The sequence below is a fragment of the Bacillus sp. HY001 genome (assembly GCF_007558965.1).
GTDB lineage: Bacteria > Bacillota > Bacilli > Bacillales > Bacillaceae_G > Bacillus_A > Bacillus_A mobilis.
On sequence record NZ_VLTE01000397.1, the window covers coordinates 1 to 261 of the forward strand.

A 261-nucleotide genomic window follows, 5' to 3' on the forward strand; every position below is an offset into this window, starting at 1 on the left:
TCGGCGCTAGAGAGCTTAACTTCCGTGTTCGGTATGGGAACGGGTGTGGCCTCTCTGCCATCATTACCAGACTGTATTCATTTAAGACAAGAATTATTTTAACTTATTTAACTTTTAAAGTCAACAAGTTTTTTATATTCTTTCAAAACTAGATAACATTGCCTCATATTATATGGTTAAGTCCTCGATCTATTAGTATTCGTCAGCTCCACATGTCACCATGCTTCCACCTCGAACCTATCAACCTGATCATCTTTCAGG

The 261-nt window shown here is 38.3% G+C and carries 2 rRNA genes; both read right to left on the reverse strand.

The features are described 5' to 3' along the window. Positions 1 to 71: ribosomal RNA gene (rrf, locus tag FOT98_RS31930) — 5S ribosomal RNA — on the reverse strand; the annotation flags it as partial. Between the two features lie 101 nt (positions 72 to 172). After that, positions 173 to 261: ribosomal RNA gene (locus tag FOT98_RS31935) — 23S ribosomal RNA — on the reverse strand; the annotation flags it as partial.